This window comes from Massilia consociata (assembly GCF_042432755.1).
Lineage (GTDB): Bacteria > Pseudomonadota > Gammaproteobacteria > Burkholderiales > Burkholderiaceae_D > Telluria > Telluria consociata.
The window spans coordinates 334,599-349,436 of the sequence record NZ_JBHLWP010000011.1 but is presented as its reverse complement, the minus strand read 5'-3'; the positions used below and the strand labels follow the sequence as shown (position 1 = coordinate 349,436).

The 14,838-nt window shown below is 66.0% G+C and carries 19 protein-coding genes, 1 tRNA gene and 1 riboswitch; of the genes, 10 read left to right on the top strand and 10 right to left on the bottom strand.

Features of this window, described 5'->3' with window-relative positions; translation table 11 throughout:
* Positions 1-43: 43 nt before the first annotated feature.
* Entirely contained in the window at positions 44-316 is a 273-nt protein-coding gene (locus ACFFJK_RS12685; RefSeq protein ID WP_379679549.1) for a hypothetical protein, read from the bottom strand.
* A gap of 102 nt (positions 317-418) precedes the next feature.
* Between ACFFJK_RS12685 and ACFFJK_RS12680 the strand changes: the two genes are divergently transcribed.
* Positions 419-670: a tyrosine-type recombinase/integrase gene (locus ACFFJK_RS12680; protein ID WP_379679548.1), complete on the top strand. Its 252-nt coding sequence runs from the start codon at positions 419-421 to the stop codon at positions 668-670.
* A 79-nt stretch (positions 671-749) separates the two neighbouring features.
* On the opposite strand, the gene ACFFJK_RS12675 is transcribed toward ACFFJK_RS12680, so the two are convergent.
* The 9 genes from ACFFJK_RS12675 to ACFFJK_RS12635 form a co-directional block, all read right to left on the bottom strand.
* Positions 750-825 (bottom strand) — tRNA-Lys (locus ACFFJK_RS12675).
* A gap of 72 nt (positions 826-897) precedes the next feature.
* Entirely contained in the window at positions 898-1,653 is a 756-nt protein-coding gene (ybgF, locus tag ACFFJK_RS12670; protein ID WP_379679547.1) for a tol-pal system protein YbgF, read from the bottom strand.
* A 146-nt stretch (positions 1,654-1,799) separates the two neighbouring features.
* Complete coding sequence (gene pal, locus ACFFJK_RS12665; protein WP_379679546.1) at positions 1,800-2,324, bottom strand: peptidoglycan-associated lipoprotein Pal; 525 nt, start codon at positions 2,322-2,324, stop codon at positions 1,800-1,802.
* A 26-nt stretch (positions 2,325-2,350) separates the two neighbouring features.
* Entirely contained in the window at positions 2,351-3,622 is a 1,272-nt protein-coding gene (gene tolB, locus ACFFJK_RS12660; RefSeq protein WP_379679545.1) for a Tol-Pal system beta propeller repeat protein TolB, read from the bottom strand.
* 19 nt (positions 3,623-3,641) lie between these two features.
* Entirely contained in the window at positions 3,642-4,619 is a 978-nt protein-coding gene (tolA, locus tag ACFFJK_RS12655; protein WP_379679544.1) for a cell envelope integrity protein TolA, read from the bottom strand.
* A 16-nt stretch (positions 4,620-4,635) separates the two neighbouring features.
* Complete coding sequence (locus ACFFJK_RS12650) at positions 4,636-5,067, bottom strand: biopolymer transporter ExbD (protein ID WP_379679543.1); 432 nt, start codon at positions 5,065-5,067, stop codon at positions 4,636-4,638.
* A gap of 16 nt (positions 5,068-5,083) precedes the next feature.
* Positions 5,084-5,767 (bottom strand): protein TolQ, encoded by a 684-nt coding sequence (gene tolQ, locus ACFFJK_RS12645; protein ID WP_379679542.1) that lies wholly within the window; start codon positions 5,765-5,767, stop codon positions 5,084-5,086.
* A gap of 45 nt (positions 5,768-5,812) precedes the next feature.
* A complete protein-coding gene (gene ybgC / locus ACFFJK_RS12640) occupies positions 5,813-6,217 on the bottom strand; it encodes a tol-pal system-associated acyl-CoA thioesterase (protein WP_379679541.1) in 405 nt (134 codons plus the stop codon).
* 226 nt (positions 6,218-6,443) lie between these two features.
* Positions 6,444-7,190, bottom strand: a complete 747-nt coding sequence (locus ACFFJK_RS12635) for an SDR family oxidoreductase (RefSeq protein ID WP_379679539.1) — start codon at positions 7,188-7,190, stop codon at positions 6,444-6,446.
* Positions 7,191-7,363: 173 nt separating this feature from the next.
* Positions 7,364-7,489: riboswitch (ZMP/ZTP riboswitch) on the top strand.
* A 101-nt stretch (positions 7,490-7,590) separates the two neighbouring features.
* On the opposite strand from ACFFJK_RS12635, the gene glyA reads away from it, so the two are divergent.
* The 9 genes from glyA to ACFFJK_RS12590 all read left to right on the top strand — a co-directional run bounded on the left by glyA (position 7,591) and on the right by ACFFJK_RS12590 (position 14,734).
* Positions 7,591-8,838, top strand: coding sequence for a serine hydroxymethyltransferase (gene glyA / locus ACFFJK_RS12630; RefSeq protein ID WP_379679538.1), 1,248 nt, complete (start codon positions 7,591-7,593; stop codon positions 8,836-8,838).
* Positions 8,839-8,904: 66 nt separating this feature from the next.
* Positions 8,905-9,363 carry a transcriptional regulator NrdR gene (gene nrdR, locus ACFFJK_RS12625; protein WP_379679537.1) on the top strand — a complete coding sequence of 153 codons (459 nt, stop codon included), beginning with the start codon at positions 8,905-8,907 and terminating at the stop codon, positions 9,361-9,363.
* A gap of 210 nt (positions 9,364-9,573) precedes the next feature.
* Positions 9,574-10,089: a type IV pilus modification protein PilV gene (gene pilV / locus ACFFJK_RS12620; protein ID WP_379679535.1), complete on the top strand. Its 516-nt coding sequence runs from the start codon at positions 9,574-9,576 to the stop codon at positions 10,087-10,089.
* The gene (locus ACFFJK_RS12615) at positions 10,086-11,054 is read left to right on the top strand and encodes a PilW family protein (protein WP_379679533.1); all 969 of its coding nucleotides are present in this window, start codon (positions 10,086-10,088) and stop codon (positions 11,052-11,054) included. Before pilV ends, ACFFJK_RS12615 begins: the two co-directional genes overlap by 4 nt.
* 7 nt (positions 11,055-11,061) lie before the next feature.
* A complete protein-coding gene (locus tag ACFFJK_RS12610; protein ID WP_379679531.1) occupies positions 11,062-11,907 on the top strand; it encodes a pilus assembly protein in 846 nt (281 codons plus the stop codon).
* Entirely contained in the window at positions 11,904-12,353 is a 450-nt protein-coding gene (locus tag ACFFJK_RS12605) for a type IV pilin protein (protein WP_379679529.1), read from the top strand. The genes ACFFJK_RS12610 and ACFFJK_RS12605 overlap by 4 nt, the downstream gene beginning before the upstream one ends.
* Positions 12,331-12,930, top strand: a complete 600-nt coding sequence (locus tag ACFFJK_RS12600) for a GspH/FimT family pseudopilin (RefSeq protein ID WP_379679528.1) — start codon at positions 12,331-12,333, stop codon at positions 12,928-12,930. Before ACFFJK_RS12605 ends, ACFFJK_RS12600 begins: the two co-directional genes overlap by 23 nt.
* Before the next feature lie 2 nt (positions 12,931-12,932).
* On the top strand, positions 12,933-14,102 hold the full coding sequence (gene ribD / locus ACFFJK_RS12595) for a bifunctional diaminohydroxyphosphoribosylaminopyrimidine deaminase/5-amino-6-(5-phosphoribosylamino)uracil reductase RibD (RefSeq protein ID WP_379679527.1): 1,170 nt from the start codon (positions 12,933-12,935) through the stop codon (positions 14,100-14,102).
* 5 nt (positions 14,103-14,107) lie between these two features.
* The gene (locus tag ACFFJK_RS12590) at positions 14,108-14,734 is read left to right on the top strand and encodes a riboflavin synthase (protein ID WP_379679525.1); all 627 of its coding nucleotides are present in this window, start codon (positions 14,108-14,110) and stop codon (positions 14,732-14,734) included.
* Positions 14,735-14,838 lie beyond the last annotated feature (104 nt).

Sequence of the window (14,838 nt, the reverse complement as noted above, 5' to 3'; positions counted from 1 at the left end):
AGTTGAGCTGGATATTTTGAGTTCGAGATGTTTGACGTCGCTACTAGAGCGCGTCTGAACTTGCGTCGAATTCCTTGACTGTAGTCATCAAATTGCGATTGGCCAGTGACAAAACGCAATCCTGCTCGACCGGCTGTTGCACGATGCCTACATCGTGCCGATGGCAGGTGAAATCTATCGGCTGAAGCACCAGCCCCAGGCCGGAAATGCCGAGAGGGAGCGACGTTGCAGAGACGGGCTGAACACGGACGGTGTTCAGCGATAGGGGGATGAGTTTTAAATGGCTGGCACGAACGAAATCTGTATCAGTTTTCAATCGCCGTTGACGTCAGGGCTTGCGCTGGTGCTGATAATGCCGACCCCGAGCAAGGGGCGGTCCTAACGTGTCTTCACGTACGAGGGCAACCCGATCAAGTACGTGAACACGAAGGCCTGGCCCAATGCGCTGAAGCGGGCCGGCATCGCGGACTCCCGCTGGCACGATCTGCGCCACACGTGGGCCAGCTGGCTGATTCAGAACGGCGCACCTATGTTCGACATCCAGGAAATGGGGGAGGGCTGGAAATCGGCCGCGATGGTGCGGCAGTATGCGCACTTCGAGCCGCTGCACATGGCGCGTCACGCGGCGGTAGTGGACGGTCTACTGCGCGTCACAAGCACGGCACAGTAGGTAGAAGAGCGGACTGCTGCGGACACAAAAAAAGGCGTCACGATCACTCGTAACGCCTTCATTTGATACTGCTAATTCGTGGTAGGCCGTGCGGGATTCGAACCTGCGACCAACGGATTAAAAGTCCGCTGCTCTACCAGCTGAGCTAACGACCCGAAAGAAGCAAGATTATAGGGTGCAGAAGCAAGGCTGTCAATTGCCTTGCATATCGGCATGTACGGAGAAACTTACTTCAGCGAGGCTAGGCGGTCCCTGGCGGTCTTGGCTGCGCTCGATTCGGGGTGCTTCGCCACCAGTTGCTGCAGTATCCTCCTGGCGTTCTTGGTGTCCTTGAGCAGGGCGTAGCTGCTGGCGATGTTGAGCATGGCGTCCGGCACCTTGGGGTTGCCGGCGTAGGTCGTGGTCACGACTTCCTGGGCGGCGATGGCCTTCTTGTAGTCGCCCAGCGCGTAATGCGCGTTGCCGAGCCAATATTGCGCGTTCGCGGCGTAGGCCGAGTCCGGGTAGCGGCGCACGAAATCCTGCAGCGCAGTGGCGGCGCCCTTGTAGTCGCCCGACTGGAACATGGCGGTGGCGCTCTCGTAGGCAGTCTTCTCTGCCGGCATCACGGCGGCGGTCTGGCCGTCGACGGTTTCCTGCTGCGGCTCGAGGCGCTTGATGCGGGCGTCCAGGTCGGCGTACAGCTGGCGCTGGCTTTCCTGGGCGCGGGTGACCTGGTTGGCCAGCACTTCGATCTGGCCGCGCAGGCGCGAGATTTCCTGGATGGTCTGCTCGTGCTGGTTCAGCATGTCGATCTGGGCGGTCCTGTCCGACTTGGTGTCGATGCGGGCATTGAGCTCGCGGGCGACGGCATCGACCTTGGCGCGCAGGTCGAGGATCGCCTTGCGCGCTTCGTTGTCGCTCAGCAGGCTGGCAGAGGCCTGCAGCGGCATCCAGGCCAGGAGGGCCAGGCAGGCAAGGCGGGACGGGGACAGTTTCATCATGGCAGGGATCTTTCCGGTTGCAGAATAAATGCAGAGTAAAAACGGGGCGGATGCAGTCTGCACTGCTGTCCGCCCCGCTGTCAATCGCCTGCGTCCAGGAGCGCCCGATATTTGGTCGGGCGCCCTGCAGCAGTATCACATGTCGATTACTGGTAGACGATGTCGGCGCGACGGTTCTGAGCCCATGCTTCTTCGTTGCTGCCCATGGCCTTCGGCTTTTCTTCGCCCAGCGACACGGCTTCCATCTGGTTGTCCGACACGCCCAGCGCGCCCATCGCGCGGCGGACGGCTTCGGCACGCTTCTGGCCCAGCGCCAGGTTGTACTCGGTGCCGCCGCGTTCGTCGGTGTTGCCCTGGATCAGGACTTTGCGGCCCTGGTTCTGGGTCAGGTAGCCGGCGTGGTTCTGCACCACCGGCTTGCCGTCTTCGCGCACGACGAAGCTGTCGAAGTCGAAGTAGATGCTGCGGTTGGCCAGCACGCCTTGTGGATCGTTCAGCGGATCGACGCTACCGGTCTCGACCGGGCGGACGTCACGGGTATCGGCCGGTGCCGGTGCCGCTTCCGGGGTCGGGGTCTTTTCGACGACCGGGGTTTCCTGCAGCTTGGTCGACGAGCAGGCGGTCAGCAGGACGGCCGAAGCGATGAGGGCGGCTTTATGGAAGTTGCGCATGGTTTTTCTCCTTGTCTAATAAAAATTTACTTCATGAAGGGACCCCAGCTGGGCTCCCGAATGTTTCCCGCATTGGTGGTTAAGCGCTGCTTGACCCGTCCATCCACCGAGACCACGGCAAGCGCGACACGCCCGCCGTTCTTGGTCGCATACATGATGTACTTGCCGTTAGGCGAAAAACTCGGTTCGGTGGCCCCATCGGCCAGGCGCAGTTCCTGGCCGCTTGCCAGGTCCATCGCGTAAAGGGAGAAATTGCCATTGCGCTGGGAAATCCAGGCCAGTGTCTTGCCGTCCGGAGACACGCGTGGGCTGATATTGTAGTTGCCATTGAACGTGATACGGGTCGGCGTGCCGCCCGCGACGCTCATCTTGTAAACTTGCGGACCGCCGCCGCGGTCGCTGGTGAAGTAGATCGACTGGCCGTCGGCGGAGAATTGCGGCTCGGTGTCGATCGCCGGGTGGTTGGTCAGGCGGCGGTGGCCGCTGCCGTCCGGGCGCACGGTGTAGATCTCGGTATTGCCGTCCTTCGACAGGGCCACGGCCAGCAGGTTGCCGTCCGGCGACCAGGCCGGGGCCGAGTTGTTGCCCTTGAGGTTGGAAATGACGTTGCGGCGGCCGGTCATCAGGTCCTGCAGGTAGACCACCGGCTTGCGGTCTTCCATGGACACGTAGGCGACCTTAGTGCCGTCCGGCGACCAGGCTGGCGAGATGATCGGCTCGCGCCCGCGCGTGGCGATGATTTCGTTCTCGCCGTCGGCATCGGCCACGGCCAGGGTGTAGTTGCGGCCGGCGCGGTCTTCCTTCACGTAGGCGATACGGGTTGAGAAGATGCCGCGCACGCCGGTGAGTTTTTCATACACGTCGTCGGCGATGCGGTGCGCCTGCAGGCGCGTGTACTTCGGCTGCACTTCGCCGCCCAGTTGCGAGATCGGCGCACCCTTGACGGTGTCGTGCAGCTTGTAGCGCACGGCCAGGCGACCGTCCGGCTGGCGCGTCACGCTGCCGACCACGAGCGCGTCGGCGCCACGGGCCTTGAAGGCGGACAGGTCGGGGGTGGCGCTGTCGCTGATCACCTGGCCGGCGTCGATGACCTTGAATACGCCGCTGCGCTCGAGGTCGGCGCGGATCACGGCGGAGACCTGGTCCGGGGCGATCGATTCGTCGGCAAAGGCCGCGACCGCGACCGGGATCTGGTTGCTGCCGACACCGGCAATCTCGACCTTGATCTGGGCCTGGGCCAGATTCGCGGACCCCATCAGAAGGGTGGCGCTAAACAGCAGGTAATGGAGTTTTTTCATAGTCTGTCCGTAAACCGTATCAGTCGTAGTCTTTCATCGAGAAGTTGACGTCGAGGACGCGTTCGACCGTGCCGTCTTTCTTCTTCGGGAGCGGTGATGCCTTCTTGATACCATTTTCCACTGCTCTGTCGAACTCAGGCACACCGCTGCTTTTCACGAGGCGTACCGACATGATCTCGCCGGTCGGCAGCTGCTCGACCTTGAAGATCGCCTTCGGGTTGCCCGGCATCGTCGTGCTGCCGCCGTAGGCGGTATTGCTCTTGATGGCGGCCGTGATGGCGGCAACGTAGCCGGCGTCGGCCTTCGGTGCGGTCGATTGTGCGGCCGTACCGGTGCTGCCCATGGCGCCGGCCATGCGCTTGAGGTCTTCCTGGCGCAGCTTTTCGAGCTTGGCCGCTTCGGCCTTCTCGGCGGCGGCTTTATCGGCGGCGGCCTTCTTCTTCGCTTCGGCAAGCTTGGCGGCGTCCTCTTTTTTCTTCTTCTCCTCGGCTTCCTTCCGGGCGAGTTCCTTCTTCTCGCGTTCGGCGTCTTCCTTCTTCTTCTGTTCGGCCAGTTCCTGCTTGCGCAGTTCTTCCTTGCGCAAAGCTTCCTTGCGTTCTGCTTCCTTGCGCTCGCGTTCGCGCTTCTCGGCCAGCTCGCGCTTTTCCTGTTCCTTGCGCTCTTTCTCGCGCTGCAGGTTGATGTCCGGCGGCGTCGGCGCAGGGCGCTCGACCGGCGGCGGTTCGATCACGCGCGGCGGCGGCGGGGCCGGTTCGGGTTCCGGTTGCGGCTCCGGTTCCGGCGCGGGAGGAGGCGGAATCTCCGGCGCGGCGGCGGTCTGGACCGACATGTCCCAGACTTCGGCTTCGACCGCGACCGGGGCGTCATCCTGCCAGCTGACGCCGAACCACAGGAAGCCGAGCAACAAGGCGTGCACCGCCACTGCCAGCAGGAACGCTGGCAGGCGGCTCGGTTCTGGCGGCACGCGGTAGGGCGCGCCGGCGGTGGCAGGCTTCATTGCTGACATCTGTTCGTTATTGGGTGGCCAATCCCACCCGGTTGATGCCCATCTTCTTCGCTTCGGAGATCAGCTGGATCACGTCGTCGTACTTGCTGTCGCGGTCGCCGGCGATCAGGACCGGATAGTCCGGGTGTTCCTCGTGCAGGGCGCGCAGGCGCGCGAGCAGAGCGGTGCGGTCGGCCACGTCTTCCGGCGCGACGCGCTGCTTGCCGCCGACGCCGATCGACAGCTTGTTGTCAGGCTGGATCGAAATCTGGATATAGGTGTCCGGCGGCAGCGCCGATTTCTCGGCGCTGGGCAGGTTCACCACGCTCGGCACTTCGTTGGCCGGTACCGCCATGAAGATGATGAGCAGCACCAGCATCACGTCGATGTAGGGCACGACGTTGATCTCGGATTTGAAATTGCGTTTGCGTCCGCTGCGCAGGCTGCTGGAAAAGGCCATCGACGGGTCCTCTCGTTCAGCGCGCCTGGCGCTGCAGGATGTTCGAGAATTCTTCGACGAAGCTCTCGAAGCGGATCGCCAGGCGATCGATGTCGTGGGTGAAGCGGTTGTACGCGACCACCGCCGGGATCGCGGCAAACAGGCCGATCGCGGTGGCGATCAGCGCTTCGGCGATGCCGGGCGCAACGATCGCGAGCGTGGCCTGTTCCACGCTGGCCAGGCCGCGGAAGGCGTTCATGATGCCCCACACGGTGCCGAGCAGGCCGATGTACGGCGAGACCGAGCCGACCGACGCCAGGAAGTTCAGGTGGATGTCGAGGGCGTCGAGTTCGCGCTGGAAGGCGGCGCGCATGGCGCGGCGCGAGCCGTCCAGCACCGGACCCATGTCCATCGCGTCGCGCGCGGCCTGCTTGCCCTTGATGAATTCGCCCATGCCGGCTTCGAAGATGCGGGCCAGCGGGCCGCTCTGGTCGCGCTGGCTGCTGGCGCTCTGGTGCAGGGTGTGCAGGTTGCCGCCGGCCCAGAAACTGCGCTCGAACTGCTCGGTTTGGCTGCGGGCCGCACGCAGGGCGAACACCTTGCGGAAGATGTAGGTCCAGCTGACTACCGACAGGATCAGCAACAGGGCCATGATCAGCTGCACCAGGATGTGGGCATTGCTGATCAGGTACATAAACGAAAGGTCTTGGGTCGCGGTCATCGGGAACGGTTCTGTTGTCGAATATCTTTTAACTGTGCATGCGCATTATGCGGCGCGCATTTTATCAGCAGCATGGTCGGGGAGCGAGCGCGGACGCATCGTGGCGGCATCGACGCAGCCGACCCTGACGCTGGCGGTGGTCAGCAGCGTCTCGCCTTTCCATGCCTCCTGGGCGAACTGGACCGAAGCGCGGCCGAGCTTGTCGACGGTGGTGCGGATGGTCAGCACATCGTCGAGCCGGGCCGGGGCGTGGTAGTCGAGGGATGCGCTCTTGACGACGAACGCGACGCCTTCGGTAGCAAGAAGTTCCTGCTGTCCGATACCGGCAGCGCGCAACCACTCGGTACGTGCCCGTTCGAAGAATTTCAGATAATTGGCGTAAAACACGATGCCGCCGGCGTCGGTATCTTCGTAATAGACCCTGACTGTCCAGTCAAAAGCTGAAGGCATTTCCCCTGCCATTTAAGTGTAAATAGGAAACATTTTACGCGATTTTCAGCGCCTATATGTACGCTTGCGAACATATGGGCGCAAAAGTGTGGACGTGCCTTTCGTCAAGACACGGCAGTGCGGCATTAGTAGACGTGAAACATGGCCGGAAGGCCAATTACTGTAACACTTTCTCACAATTGCAGAGCGCGCGTTACATGCCTCAATGTGCCGACCACCCTACGTATCATGTGCGCTTGATGGCGAACGGCGAAAAGCCCTGGCAGGTCGGCATCAACTCGATGCTGTTGACGTTCACGTGTGGCGGCAGGGTGGCGATCCAGTAGGCGGTGTTCGCGATGTCCTCGGCCGTGAGCGGGGTGGTGCCTTCATAGACCTTGGCGGCGGCGTCGTCGTCGCCCTTGAAGCGCACGTTCGAGAACTCGGTGCCGCCGCACAGGCCCGGCGCCAGGTTGGTGGCGCGCACGCCGGTGCCGACCAGGTCGGCGCGCAGGTTCAGGGTGAACTGCTCCACGAAGGCCTTGGTCGCGCCGTACACGTTGCCGCCCGGGTAAGGATAGTGGCCCGCCACCGAGCCCAGGTTGATGACCAGGCCGCTGCCGCGTGCCACCATGCCCGGGAGCACCGCGCGGGTCATGGTCACCAGGCCCTGGCAGTTCGTCGCAATCATCGTGTCCCAGTCTTCCAGCGGCACTTCGTGGGCCGGTTTGGTGTTCAGCGCCAGGCCGGCATTGTTGATGAGCACGTCGATGTCGCGCCAGCCCTCCGGCAGCCCGGCCAGTGCGGCCTCGATCGAGGCGCGGCTGGTGACGTCCAGCGTGACCGGCAGGGCGGCATCGCCGAGCTCGCGCGCCAGGTCGGCGACACGGTCGGTACGGCGGGCGGCGAGGATGGCGCGGTGGCCGTTACTGACAAAAGTGCGGGCCATCGCGGCGCCGAAGCCGGCCGAGGCGCCGGTAATGAAGACGATCATGGTCTATCCTGAAGGACGAGAATGGTGGAGATGCGGGGTGCAGATGCAGCTGAAAATTGTAGCCGAAATGGTCACAAGCCTGCAGGCAGCCCCCGCGGGCAGGCGGCCTTGTCAGCCAGACAGCAGTTTCCTTGCCCTAAGGGGCCCGGATCACATACAATCTGGGGTCATATTACGTCTCACGTAACTGGCGAAACACCGTGCGCCGCCGCGTCCCGATGGGTGCCGCGGCACACGGCAAAGGTGGGCACCCACCGGGGAACGTGAGATGTCACTCGCCGTTCGCCTGGGCAGCCATCGACTGGTACGCGCTGGATGTGCGTTCAGGTTGCCCTGCGCCTGCCGCCCCGCGATTCCTGCGCTGCCCGTTGCCTGGTATTTCTCTCGATTGGAGTTTTACATGTTTGGAAAAGATCATACGCTCGCCAATGTCGACCCGGAACTGTGGGATGCCATCCAAAAAGAAAACGTTCGGCAGCAAGACCACATCGAACTGATCGCGTCCGAGAACTACACCTCGCCGGCCGTCATGGAAGCGCAGGGCTCGCAGCTGACCAACAAGTATGCCGAAGGCTACCCGGGCAAGCGCTACTACGGTGGCTGCGAATACGTCGACGTCGCCGAGCAGCTGGCGATCGACCGCCTCAAGCAGCTGTTCGGCGCCGAAGCCGCGAACGTGCAGCCGAACTCGGGTTCGCAGGCCAACCAGGGCGTGTTCTTCGCCATGCTCAAGCCGGGCGACACCATCATGGGCATGTCGCTGGCCGAAGGCGGCCACCTGACCCACGGCATGGCGCTGAACATGTCCGGTAAATGGTTCAACGTCATCTCCTACGGCCTGACCGAGCAGGAAGACATCGACTACGAACAAATGGAACGCCTGGCGCGCGAGCACAAGCCGAAGATGATCATCGCCGGCGCCTCCGCGTTTGCCCTGCGCATCGATTTCGAGCGCTTCGCCCGTATCGCCAAGGAAGTCGGCGCCTACTTCATGGTCGACATGGCCCACTACGCCGGCCTGATCGCCGCGGGCGAGTACCCGAACCCGGTGCCGCACGCCGACTTCGTCACTTCGACCACCCACAAGTCGCTGCGCGGCCCGCGCGGGGGCATCATCCTGATGAAGGCCGAGTACGAGAAGCAGATCAACTCGGCGATCTTCCCGGGCATCCAGGGTGGTCCGCTGATGCACGTGATCGCAGGCAAGGCCGTGGCCTTCAAGGAAGCGCTGTCGCCGGAATTCAAGGAATACCAGAAGCAGGTGGTCAAGAACGCTGCTGCCCTGGCCAACACCCTGACCGAGCGCGGCCTGCGCATCGTCTCGGGCCGTACCGAATCGCACGTGATGCTGGTCGACCTGCGCGCCAAGGGCCTGACCGGCAAGGAAGCCGAAGCGATCCTGGGCCAGGCCCACATGACCTGCAACAAGAATGGTATCCCGAACGACCCGCAGAAGCCCTTCGTCACCTCGGGCATCCGCCTCGGCAGCCCGGCCTTCACCACCCGCGGCTTCAAGGAAGAAGACGCGGTCAAGGTCGGCCACCTGATCGCCGACGTGCTGGACAACCCGCACGACGCTGCTACCATCGAGCGCGTGAAGGCGGAAGTGAAGCAGCTGACCGACAAGTATCCGGTCTACGCCAAGTAACAGCAATACCAACCGGGGGCCGCGGGTGTCGACACCTTGCGCGGCCCCGACAGCATCCCGGCGCCCATGAAATGTCCGTTCTGCCAGCATGAAGATACCCAGGTCCTCGACACGCGCGTGTCGGAAGAGGGGGATGCCATCCGCCGGCGCCGGCGCTGCGGCAAGTGCGACAAGCGCTTCACCACCTATGAGCGCATCGAGCTGTCGATGCCGATCATCGTCAAGAAGAACGGCAGCCGTACCGAGTTCGCGCCGGCCAAGTTGCGCGGCAGCCTGATGCTGGCCCTGCGCAAGCGCCCGGTCGCCGCCGAAGCCATCGACACCGCCGTCGCCTCGATCGAGGAAAAGCTCCTGACCAGCGGCCGCCGCGAGGTCGACACCGGCTATGTCGGCGAACTGGTGATGCAGGAACTCAAGCGCCTCGACAAGATCGCCTACATCCGCTTCGCTTCGGTCTACAAGAATTTCGAAGACCTGGCGGAGTTCCAGGAAGCGCTGGCCGAAGTCGGCCATCCGCGCAAATAAGTTCCCCCTACCTTCTGCGGGCAAAGCCTGCAGCAAGCCAGCCGCACATCCTTTCCGCCCGGGCCGCCGCGCTTGCGCCAGCTCAGCGCCGGCCTTTGCACGATTGATAACTTCGCAGCTCGTCGTTGGCGTGGCCCTTTGCGGCTGCGCCGGTCCGTCAACGCTGGTGTATCGGAGGTGGCCGTGCTGGGGCAGCAGAAAATAAGAAGCATGCGGCAGGTGCAGGGTTTTACGCTGGTCGAAGTGCTGGTCGCGCTATTCGTGCTGGCGGTCGGGATCGTCGGCGCCGGCGCCACCCAGATCACGGCCGAGCGCACGCGGCAGCAATCGGCCTTGCTGTCCGAAGCCGCCCTGCTGGCAGCCTCGCTGGCGGCGCGCATGCAGCTCAATCCGGCGCTCGCCAGCCTGGCCGGGGCCGCCAATCCCTATCTCGGCTTGCGCTACGACGCCTCCGGCGGCGCCCCGGTGGCGCCGGTGAGCTGCTTCGGCGGTACCGTCTGCACGCCGGAGCAACTGGCCGCATTCGACCTGCACGAGATCCGCCAGGCGGTGCACGCGCGGTTTCCGCGCGGGCGCATCGAAGTGTGCCGCGACGGCTCGCCCTGGGACAGCGCCGCCCGCGGCTGGCGCTGGAGCTGCGACGACGCGGCGGACGCGCTGCCGGTGGTCAAGCTCGGCTGGCAGGGCACGGGCGATGCGCCAGGCTACGTGGCGGTGCTCCGATGACGCCGTCCGTGTCGTGGCGGGCGAAGCCGGGGCTGCAGGCAGGGCTGCGCCAGTGCGGCATGACGATGGCCGAGCTGCTGGTCGCCATGGCGGTCGGGCTGGGCGTGCTGCTCGCCGCCGGCAGCCTGTTCGTGTGGGCCAACCGCGCCTTTGCCGCGCAGCTCGAGACGGCGGCGATGGACGATGCCGGACGCTACGCGCTCGACGTGCTCGCGCGTGCGGTGCGGCAGTCCGCAGCCGTCGATTGGGAGCGCGACAGCGGCGGGCCGGATGCGGCCGCGCCGGCACGCCTGGCCGGCCTCGATGCGCGCAGCGTCACGCGGACCGGCTCCGGCATCGACAACGTCGTCGCCGCGTCCGTCAACGGCAGCGACGTGCTCGCCCTGCGCTTTCCCGGCAGCGGGGCGCCTCCCGGCGACGGCACCACCCTCGACTGCGCCGGCTTCGCCGTCCACCGCGACGAGGAGGGCTGGAGCATCTTCTACGTGGCCCGCAACGCGCGCGGCGATGCCGAACTGCGCTGCAAGTACCGGGGCAACAGCGGCAATTGGTCGGCCGATGCGGTGGTCGGCGCCGTCGACAGCTTCCAGGTGCTGTACGGGCTCGACCTCGATGCCGACGGCGCGCCCGAGCGCTATGTGAATGCCGGCACGCTGGCCGGACTCGACGGTTCCCTGGCGCTGGCCGGCGTCACGGCGGCCGAGCGCGAGGCGGACCTTCGGCGGCGCACGCACTGGAAGAAAATTGCCGGCGTGCGCGTGGCGCTGCTGCTGCGCGGGCCGCACAGTCCGCTGGAAGGGGCAGCGTCTGCCATCCATGACCTGTTCGGGCCGGAGTATGGCGGCGAACAAGGCGGTGTCGACGCGGGCACGCGGCTGGCCGAGACGGCGCTCGCCGGCAACGGGCGGCCGCGCTATCGCAAGGTGTTCGATGCCACCGTGGCGCTGCCGTCGCGTGTCCGGTGAGACCTCCATGGATGCGAGCAAGATGACCCGCTGGAGCAGGAGGCCCGAACGCGGCGCCGCGCTGCTGACGGCCCTGCTGCTGATGCTGGCAGTGCTGATGACGAGCATCGCCGCCGCACGCAGTGCCATCTACGGCGCCAGGGCCGCGGGGCACGAGCGTGACCGCTTGCTGGCGCTGCATGGCGCCATGGCTGCGCTTGCCGATGCGGAGCACGACATCGAAGGCGGCGCCGACGCGGCGTCCGCCCGTGCTGCCGCCCTCGCCAATGCCGCCGCCGCCGCTTTCGCCGATGGCTGCGGCGGCGCCCCGCCGTATGACGGGCTGTGCGCACATGCGGCGGACAGCGGCGACATCCTGGCCGCGCTGGCGGACGAGGAAGGTCCTGGCGTCCTGCTCGGCAGCTACACCGGGGCGCTGATTGCGGCGGGAGAAGGCGCGCTTGCCGCGCAGGCGCCGCGTTACCTCATCGAGCTGATGCCCTCCGGTCCGGAGGCGATGCTGTACCGCGTCACGGCGCTCGGGTTCGGCAGCGCTGGCACGACGCAGGTCGCCATCGAGGCCTATTACCGCAAGCTGGTCGCGGCCGGGGCCCCCGCTGGACCGCCCGGGGCAGCCGGGCTACCCGGCAACCCCGGCAACCCCGGAATGCCGGACAGGGAAGGGCCGCGCGGCCCGGACAATCCTCCCGGGCTGCCAGGCCCTCCGGAGCCCGGGCAGTCCGGACAGGCAAAGCCCCCGGGCGCGCCCGGAACGCCGGGCGGACCGGGCATGCGTGTCGGCTGGCGGGAAATCGGCAACTTGCAGGAAGCGCTGGCAGCAGCCGGCGCATCGATGAACACGGAGCGGCGATGAGACGGCCTACCGGATTTACCCTGATCGAACTGATGATCGTGATGGCGATCGTGACGATCCTTGCGGCGCTGGCCTATCCGGGCTATACGCGGCATGTCGTGAAGATGCGCCGCGTGGAAGCGCAGCTTGCGCTGGTCGACGCCATGCAGCGCCAGGAACAGTACCGCGCACAGCACCACACCTACATCGCCTTCTCGTCGGCATCGTCCGATCCGGACAGCCGGCAGTTCCGCTGGTGGCTCGGGTCCCGTCCCGAGACCAGTGCGTACGAGCTCGACGGCCATGCCTGCGAAGGCCAGGACATCGACCAGTGCATCGAGCTGCGTGCCCGGCCTGGCACCGCGCTCGTGGACGCGGGTTTCAGCGACCCCGAGTGCGGCGAACTGAGCTTCGACAGCACCGGCGCACAGGGCGCGAGCGGCGATGGACCACGCTGCTGGCCGTGAAGGGCCTTGCCCGGGGACGTTCGCGCCGACGGCGCGGTCGGGGGGCGCCACGCTGACCGAGCTGGTCGTCGTGCTCGGCATTGCCGCCATCATGTCGGCCGTTGCTGCCCCGGACCTGCATGCCCTCGTCGCTGCGCAGCAACTGCGCACCGCGTCCGGCGACCTGTTCGGCGCGATCCTCCTCACCCGCGCGCAGGCCATCGCCCGCAACGAGCGCGTCAAGCTGATGCCGCGCGATGCCGCCGGCGCCGACTGGACCCAAGGCTGGACGGTCTTCGTCGACCGCGACGGCGACCGCCGTCCCGGGCCGGCGGACGAGGTGCTGGCCGTGCACGGCCCGCTGCCGCCGGGCGTGCGCATCGCCTTTTCCTTCACCCAGTCTGCACCGCCTCAATACATCGCCTACAATGGCGCCGGGCGCAGCTGCAGCGACACCAGCAGCAGCACCTCCCGGCTCGGCACCCTCTCGCTGTTCCACGGCGAGGGTATCCGGCGTATTAAAATCAACATGCTCGGGCGGGCGCGGCTGTGCAATCCGGCGCGCGACGAGGGCTGCGACGGCGCCGAAGCGCCGTAGGCATGGCGCAATCCAACCGCGGGACAGACTTGGCAAACGACAGGGCAGCAATCCACAACGATACCGAAGGCATGGCGCTGGCCCTGCAGTGGGCCGCAAAAGGCATGTATAGTACGGCGCCGAATCCGCGGATCGGCTGCGTGATCGTGCGCGACGGCGTCGTGATCGGCGCCGGCCACACCCAGCCGGCGGGGCAGGCCCATGCCGAGATCCAGGCGCTGCGCGATGCGCAGGCGCGCGGCAATGAGGTGCGCGGGGCCACGGCCTACGTCACGCTCGAGCCGTGCAGCCACTACGGGCGCACGCCGCCGTGCTCGAACGCGCTGGTGCAGGCCGGCCTGGGGCGCGTGGTGGCGGCGATGACCGATCCGAACCCGCTGGTTGCCGGGCGCGGGCTGGCCCAGCTGGAGGCGGCCGGCATCGCGGTCAGCTCGGGCGTGCTGGCCGACCAGGCCCACGAGCTGAACATCGGCTTCTTTTCGCGCATGCGGCGCGCACTGCCCTGGGTGCGCCTGAAGGTCGCGGCCAGCCTCGACGGCGCCACCGCGCTCGACAACGGCGAAAGCCAGTGGATCACCGGTCCGGATGCCCGCGCGGACGGCCACGCCTGGCGCGCACGCGCGCAAGCGATCCTGACCGGCATCGGGACCGTCAAGGCCGACGACCCGCAGCTGAACGTGCGCGGCATCGACACGCCGATGCAGCCGCGCCGCGTGATCGTCGACAGCCGGCTCGAGATCGCCCCCGGCGCCCGCATCCTGCAGGGCGAGCCGTGCTGGATCGTGGCCGCCGTCGAGATGCCCGAGAAGGCGGCGGCGCTGCGCGCGGCCGGCCACGAGCTCATCCATCTGCCGAACCCGAAGGGCAAGGTCGACCTGCCGGCGCTGATGCGCGAACTCGGCCGTCGCGAGATCAACGAAGTCCACGTCGAAGCCGGTTCGAAACTGAATGCCTCGATGCTGCGCGAAGGCTGCGTCGACGAGCTGCTGGTCTACCTGGCCCCGAGCCTGGTCGGGCCGGGGCAGGGCATGTTCGACCTGCCGCCGCTGGCGCGCCTCGCGGACAAGCGCCGGCTGCGCTTCCATGACGTGGCGCGGGTCGGCGACGACATCCGCATCCTGGCAAGATTCACCGGCCCTGAGGCCAACACCGATATCAACACTGAGGAATAAGCTGCATGTTTACTGGAATCGTCGCCGCCGTCGGCAACATCACTTCCGTCACCCCGCTGGAGGGCGGCTCGTTCGCGGGCGTGCGCCTGGAAATCGATGCCGGCCCCTTGCCGCTGGCGGACGTCGCGCTGGGCGACTCGATCGCCATCAACGGCGCCTGCATGACCGTGGTGGCCAAGACCGACAAGACCTTCGCCGTGGACGTCTCGCGCGAAAGCCTGAGCAAGACCGTCGGGCTGGAAGCGGCAGGGGAAGTCAACCTGGAAAAGGCGCTCACCCTGGCCGAGCGCCTGGGCGGCCACCTGGTGTCCGGCCACGTCGATGGCCTGGGCACGGTGCATAGCTTCGAGCCGGTGGGGGAGTCGCGCGAGCTCGTGATCGACGCGCCGCACGAACTGGCCAAGTTCCTCGCCTACAAGGGCTCGATCGTGGTCAACGGCGTGTCGCTGACCGTGAACCGGGTCGAGGACATCGAGGCCGAAGGCAGCAAAGTCTGCCGCTTCTCGATCAACCTGATCCCGCACACGATCGAGGTCACCACGCTCAAGCACCTGAAGGCGGGCTCGCTGGTGAACCTGGAGATCGACCTGATCGCGCGCTACGTCGAGCGCATGATGTCCGCAAAAGGCTGAGCAGGCTGCTTTTCGCAGGGTGGGCGGCGCCACCTGAGGTTCCGGCTGATCCGCACTGTGGCCGCCGCCCACGCGTTCGGCAGTGCATGACTTGCCGGCCCACC

Bases quoted from the DNA above. Each gene is read 5' to 3' on its own strand.
- ybgF (WP_379679547.1), bottom strand. From the start codon at position 1,653: ATGATGAAACTGTCCCCGTCCCGCCTTGCCTGCCTGGCCCTCCTGGCC.
- pal (WP_379679546.1), bottom strand. From the start codon at position 2,324: ATGCGCAACTTCCATAAAGCCGCCCTCATCGCTTCGGCCGTCCTGCTG.
- tolB (WP_379679545.1), bottom strand. From the start codon at position 3,622: ATGAAAAAACTCCATTACCTGCTGTTTAGCGCCACCCTTCTGATGGGG.
- tolA (WP_379679544.1), bottom strand. From the start codon at position 4,619: ATGAAGCCTGCCACCGCCGGCGCGCCCTACCGCGTGCCGCCAGAACCG.
- ACFFJK_RS12650 (WP_379679543.1), bottom strand. From the start codon at position 5,067: ATGGCCTTTTCCAGCAGCCTGCGCAGCGGACGCAAACGCAATTTCAAA.
- tolQ (WP_379679542.1), bottom strand. From the start codon at position 5,767: ATGACCGCGACCCAAGACCTTTCGTTTATGTACCTGATCAGCAATGCC.
- ybgC (WP_379679541.1), bottom strand. From the start codon at position 6,217: ATGCCTTCAGCTTTTGACTGGACAGTCAGGGTCTATTACGAAGATACC.
- ACFFJK_RS12635 (WP_379679539.1), bottom strand. From the start codon at position 7,190: ATGATCGTCTTCATTACCGGCGCCTCGGCCGGCTTCGGCGCCGCGATG.
- glyA (WP_379679538.1), top strand. From the start codon at position 7,591: ATGTTTGGAAAAGATCATACGCTCGCCAATGTCGACCCGGAACTGTGG.
- nrdR (WP_379679537.1), top strand. From the start codon at position 8,905: ATGAAATGTCCGTTCTGCCAGCATGAAGATACCCAGGTCCTCGACACG.
- pilV (WP_379679535.1), top strand. From the start codon at position 9,574: ATGCGGCAGGTGCAGGGTTTTACGCTGGTCGAAGTGCTGGTCGCGCTA.
- ACFFJK_RS12615 (WP_379679533.1), top strand. From the start codon at position 10,086: ATGACGCCGTCCGTGTCGTGGCGGGCGAAGCCGGGGCTGCAGGCAGGG.
- ACFFJK_RS12610 (WP_379679531.1), top strand. From the start codon at position 11,062: ATGGATGCGAGCAAGATGACCCGCTGGAGCAGGAGGCCCGAACGCGGC.
- ACFFJK_RS12605 (WP_379679529.1), top strand. From the start codon at position 11,904: ATGAGACGGCCTACCGGATTTACCCTGATCGAACTGATGATCGTGATG.
- ACFFJK_RS12600 (WP_379679528.1), top strand. From the start codon at position 12,331: ATGGACCACGCTGCTGGCCGTGAAGGGCCTTGCCCGGGGACGTTCGCG.
- ribD (WP_379679527.1), top strand. From the start codon at position 12,933: ATGGCGCAATCCAACCGCGGGACAGACTTGGCAAACGACAGGGCAGCA.
- ACFFJK_RS12590 (WP_379679525.1), top strand. From the start codon at position 14,108: ATGTTTACTGGAATCGTCGCCGCCGTCGGCAACATCACTTCCGTCACC.